The following is a 4,831-nucleotide window of genomic DNA, read 5'->3' as shown; positions in this document are numbered from 1 at the left end:
GGTCACCCTGCGGACGGTCACCATACGAACGCTGCGGCCGGTCACCCTGCGGACGGTCACCATACGAACGCTGCGGACGATCACCGTAGGACGTGCGCGGCGCGCGGTCACCGGTCGGCGGGCGGTCGGCGTACGAACGCTGCGGCCGGTCACCCTGCGGGCGCGACTGGAAAGGACGGCCGCCACCGGTGGGCGTGCGGGAGCCGGCCGGGCCGCCGTAGCTGCGGCCGCCGGAGCGTTCGCCACCGCCGGCTCCACCGGAGCGCTGCGCTCCGGGAGCCCCACGGTCGTCCCACGAGGTGTTTCGGGTCGGACGGTTCGCACCACCGGAACGGAAAGGCCTCGCGGCTCCCCCGCCCTGCGACGTCCCCCGGTTCCGGCCAGCGCCGGCGCCTCCCGACCCGCTCCCCGTACGGGGGGTTCGGTTCTGGCGCCGTTCGTCGTCGGCCACGTGTCTCCTTCATCAAGCCTTTGCGGACCGGGGCGGTCCGTCCTCACCACTGTTCTCGTGTCAGTACCCGCTCGACGCGGGTGCAGGCTCCACGGTCGAGGACCGCGTCGCTGACCCCATCCTCCCGCACACCACCCGGAAGAACCGAATCCGTGGCCCGCCGCGACGCGTGACCGGTCCTCAGATGCCCGTCCGGTCGGTGCTGCGCGGGTCGGTGAGACCGGCGGTGTCGTAGCGGGGGTCGTCCTGCACGCCCGCCCGCCACGGCCGTGCCTTGGTGAGGGGGATGTCGAGCTCGGGGGCGCTCCTGTCGAGGACGCTCACGACGACGCCCTCGACGCCGGGCACCGTCGCGACGACCTCCCCGCGCGGGTCGATCAGGGCGGAGCGGAAGAGTGCATCCGTGTCCGACGGGGCCGACAGGCTGACCCAGACGTTGTGGATGGCGGCGTGCGACCGGGCCTTGACGAAGAAGATGCTGTCCACCGGGTACGCACTGAGGAGCAGGACGTCCACGCCGAGCCGGTCGTACTCCATGAACAGCGCCGGGAAGTTGATCTCGATGCAGATCACGCACCCGAACCGGAGGCCGTCGACCTCGAACACGATCGGGGCGTGCCCCGGTGTGTAGAACCGCGTGACCTCCGTCGCGGAGCACACCCGCTTGTCGTACCGGGTGACGAGCCTGCCCTCGTCGGAGATCACGTACAGGCTGTTGTGTGGCCGGCGCGGCGCGGTCAACGGGTGCGCGCTGCCGAGCACCACCCACACCCGGAGCTCACCCGCGAGGGCGACAACGCTCTCGAGCTCCTCCGCGACCGCGGGCCAGTCCACCTCGGACCAGTCCTGGATCGGGTTCTTCGCGTACCCCGAGAGCATGCCTTCCGGGAAGTGGACCATCCGGGCACCCTGCGCGGCGGCCTCCCGCATGACGGCCTTGACACGCGCGGAGTTCGCTCGCGCGTCCCCGGTGACGGGCAGCTGAGCCGTGGCCAGCCGGAAGGTGGTGTCGCTCATCGCCGCACCGTACCCAGCGCCACGGACCTCCCACCCGCAGGCGGCTACCGCCGCGCGCCGGCGACCGCGCGGGTCGCACTCGGGTAGAACAGGTGACATGGACCACGAGCACCGGACGCCGCCCACCGTCACCGCGGTCCTCGTGGCCGAACTGCTCGCCGAGGGCGAGCGGATGCCGGTCTACGTGCACGTCATCGACCATCCGGACGCGCGCGTGCTCGTCGACACCGGCCTGACGCAGCTCCACCCGGCCGTGGCCGACATGGATCCGCGACTGGTCCCGTTGGATACCCACGCCGACCTGGATCTGGACGGCATCGACGTCGTCATCAACACGCACCTGCACTTCGACCACTGCGGCGGTAACCACCTGTTCGCCGGCCGACCCGTCTACGTCCAGCGTCGTGAGCTCGACGACGCCCGCAGCCGCGACGACTACACGATCCGCGAGTGGGTCGACGCGCCCGGTGTGCAGTACGTCCCCGTCGACGGAGAGCTCGAGCTCCTGCCGGGCGTCCGCCTCGTCCCTGCACCGGGCCACACGCAGGGATCGCAGGTCGTCGTCGTCGAGACGGCCGGACGTCCGGTCGTGGTGGCCGGGGACACGGCGGTCTTCTTCGCCGAGCTCGACGAGCCCCGCACCGAGGGCCAGCGCCTTGTGCGGGCGCTCGACCCCGAGCTGGTCTGGCTGTCGCACGAGCACGAGCCGTGGCAGCCGCACAGCCGACAGCGTCCCTGAACGCCGGACGCTCGCCGGGTGCCAGCACCGCCCTCCGGCTTCTTCTCACGGTGCGGCTACGAGCCGTTGGGCGGTCGCCCGACCAGAGCCGACCGACCGCCACCTCAGACCGAGGCGAGTGCCTTGGCGATGTTCCGCTCGGCGAGGTCGAGCATCCACTGACGGTCGGGGTAGTCGGTGTCCGCGATGCGCAGGGGTCCCTCGATCAGGGAGAGCACCTGCGCGAACCTGAACAGCTCCAGGCGGTGCGGGTCCAGATCGACGGGGTTCAGCGCCGGGTAGTCCTCACCGAAGCGCGTCTGCAACCACGCGTGGTCCCATTCGATGTCGAAGTAGGCCAGCCCCTCGATGTCGATGACCACGGGTTCCCCGGCAGGGGTGACCAGCACGTGATCCGGCCCGAGTTCACCGTGGACCAGCCCGTACGTCTGGCGGGCCGACACGGTGCTGCGCAGGTCGTGCATGTGAGCGGCGACCCGCACCTGGGCAGCGGCCATCCGTGCGTCACGGGAAGCCGCAGCATCCAGGTGCGTCAGCGCCCGATCGACGACGATGTCCTCGGTCCTTCGGGTCTGCGGCGCCGCCCCCTGGGCCACGACGGCGACCTTTCCGTAGGCGGACCCGGAGTGCGCGTGCATGCCGCGCAACGAGTCGCCGAGTGCGGACAAGGTCGCGGAGGCCGCGTGGCGGTCGCTCTCGATCAACGACTCGAGCCGGGTGACGCCGACGTCCTCGACCAGCGCGAGGTCCGCATCGAGGTGGCGGCGGTCCCGGTCGAGCATCAGCAGGCGTGGCGTGCGCACGCGCGCCGCGCACAGCGCCGTGTGAGCGGCAGCGAACAGGTCCGCCCCTGAGGCGTCGGTGAACGGGTCGTCGGGTACGCAGGCGGACGGTGGCCAGTAGTTCTCCCCAGCGGCCCAGACGTACAGGACGGCAGTGGTCCGGTCATCCAGATGCAACCGGTAGACACCCTTCTTCGTACCGCCGGTGAGCCGGTCCAGAGCCTCGAGCCGCCGATCAGCGCCGAACTCCTGCGCCACCAGCTCGCCCAGATCCTCCGGTCGCAGGAACACCCGCCCCATGATCACCTCGTCTCGAGCCGGCCGTGACCGTACCCGGCCGGCGGCGCCCCGGCAACTGAGGGGGTCCGGCTCTCGCATCAGCGGTGAGCGGCGCTGGACAGTGGGCACAGTGATGCCGTGGCTGCAGACGCCGACCTGTACATCGACCTGAGCATGGACGAGCTGCGCGAGGTCGCTCGTGTCGCGGTCGCCGACGGCTCGCTCCCTCTGTTCGAGCGGAATCGCCCGGACCTGAGTCGTGACGCCTCTTTGATCGTTTAGCGGTCGCGTGTCGATGACCAGGGCGTTTGTGCTGGCCGCCCTGCTGAAGTAGGCACCAACTCGCGGCCTGGAGGTGCGTGGATTCTTCACGGTCCACGGTCAAGGACGACCAGTGGATGATCGAACACCCGTCGACGCCTGCGGTCCGGTCGGGGCAGCGCACGGAGGGCCTTGACGGCGGGGGCGACGACAGCGGCCCAGGCTTCCTCGGACGTGTCCCACAGCTGCGAGAACAACCGCTGCTCGATCGCGTTCGCCAGTTCGTTCGGACTCATGCCCCGGCTTGTGCGGACGGTTCCCTCGTGGATGGGGGTGAAGCCGACCAAGCGAGCAGCGGGAACGACGGCGCCGGCGCGTCGGCCCATGTTAGGGCGCAGAGTTGCGGAGAGCCGTTCGAAGATGGGCGCCATGTCGTCGCCTGCAGGCTCGGACAAACCGCTGACAGCCACTACCCGGCCCCGCGGGCGCAGGACTCGCTTCGCTTCCCTCAGGGCGGCGTCGATATCGCCGATGTGGTGCAGCACCCATACATACACGACTGCGTCAACCGATCCGGCCGCCAGCGGGAGATGCGTCGCGTCGGCCACTGCTAGGCACCCTGGCAGCCGTGACCGAGCTTGGCCCAGCATCTCGATCGATAGGTCCACCCCAACAACCCGGCGGACGGTTGGCGCATCCGTCCTCGCATCAGACCCGTCGGTCCAACTCCCGCTGCTGTCCCCTGCCGGTTCGCCGCTGCCATCGCCGATGCTGGGTTGTCCGGCCCTGAGTCGTTGGCTGACGATCCCAGTGCCAGCACCGACGTCAAGAATCACACCCGCCGGCAGCCACGGCAGGACCCCCGTCGACAGCTCAGCCGCACGAGCGAATCCACCCCTGACCCGCTCGTACCGTGCGGCGATCGGCGCGTACGACACTGACCGGGCGACAGGCCTCTCGGACGAGGTCACCCGCGCATTGTCCCGGATGTTCAGTTCAAGCGGCAGTGCTGCTGCAGCCGAACGCATGAAGGGGCGCCCGTCGAGAGCTGGTCAAGATGCCGGCGCCGCTGCTGAGGATCATCAGCGCCGCCCGGCCCCGACACTGGCGTAGAGACCGCCCATCGAGGCACTCGACCGCCCCCACCGTCCGCGAGATGATGGATCGACTGGACGATGGTCCCTAAGGCAAGTGTCACGACTCAGGCCGGCGCGGCTTCACGCCGCAAAATGCGTGATGGCCACCCCGTGTGGGGTGGCCATCATGCGGTGGGTGTCCGGCGGCGTCCTACTCTCCCACCCA

The 4,831-nt window shown here is 70.1% G+C and carries 5 protein-coding genes; 2 read left to right on the top strand and 3 right to left on the bottom strand.

Annotated features, from left to right (window positions below; all coding sequences use genetic code 11):
- Window positions 1–631: 631 nt before the first annotated feature.
- The gene (locus EDJALFJO_RS06435; protein ID WP_088283363.1) at window positions 632–1,468 is read right to left on the bottom strand and encodes a carbon-nitrogen hydrolase family protein; all 837 of its coding nucleotides are present in this window, start codon (window positions 1,466–1,468) and stop codon (window positions 632–634) included.
- 97 nt (window positions 1,469–1,565) lie between these two features.
- On the opposite strand from EDJALFJO_RS06435, the gene EDJALFJO_RS06430 reads away from it, so the two are divergent.
- Window positions 1,566–2,207, top strand: a complete 642-nt coding sequence (locus EDJALFJO_RS06430; RefSeq protein ID WP_088283361.1) for an MBL fold metallo-hydrolase — start codon at window positions 1,566–1,568, stop codon at window positions 2,205–2,207.
- A 104-nt stretch (window positions 2,208–2,311) separates the two neighbouring features.
- Here EDJALFJO_RS06430 and EDJALFJO_RS06425 read toward each other — a convergent pair whose 3' ends face one another.
- Window positions 2,312–3,289, bottom strand: a complete 978-nt coding sequence (locus EDJALFJO_RS06425; RefSeq protein ID WP_088283377.1) for a phosphotransferase — start codon at window positions 3,287–3,289, stop codon at window positions 2,312–2,314.
- A 117-nt stretch (window positions 3,290–3,406) separates the two neighbouring features.
- Between EDJALFJO_RS06425 and EDJALFJO_RS34070 the strand changes: the two genes are divergently transcribed.
- Entirely contained in the window at window positions 3,407–3,550 is a 144-nt protein-coding gene (locus EDJALFJO_RS34070) for a hypothetical protein (protein ID WP_158220312.1), read from the top strand.
- 86 nt (window positions 3,551–3,636) lie between these two features.
- On the opposite strand, the gene EDJALFJO_RS06420 is transcribed toward EDJALFJO_RS34070, so the two are convergent.
- Window positions 3,637–4,557, bottom strand: a complete 921-nt coding sequence (locus EDJALFJO_RS06420) for a class I SAM-dependent methyltransferase (RefSeq protein ID WP_088283359.1) — start codon at window positions 4,555–4,557, stop codon at window positions 3,637–3,639.
- Between the last annotated feature and the right edge of the window lie 274 nt (window positions 4,558–4,831).

The organism is Kineosporia sp. A_224, from assembly GCF_002198655.1.
Lineage (GTDB): Bacteria > Actinomycetota > Actinomycetes > Actinomycetales > Kineosporiaceae > R-H-3.
The sequence above is the reverse complement of the archived record's forward strand: the minus strand, read 5'-3'. Positions and strand labels throughout refer to the sequence as shown.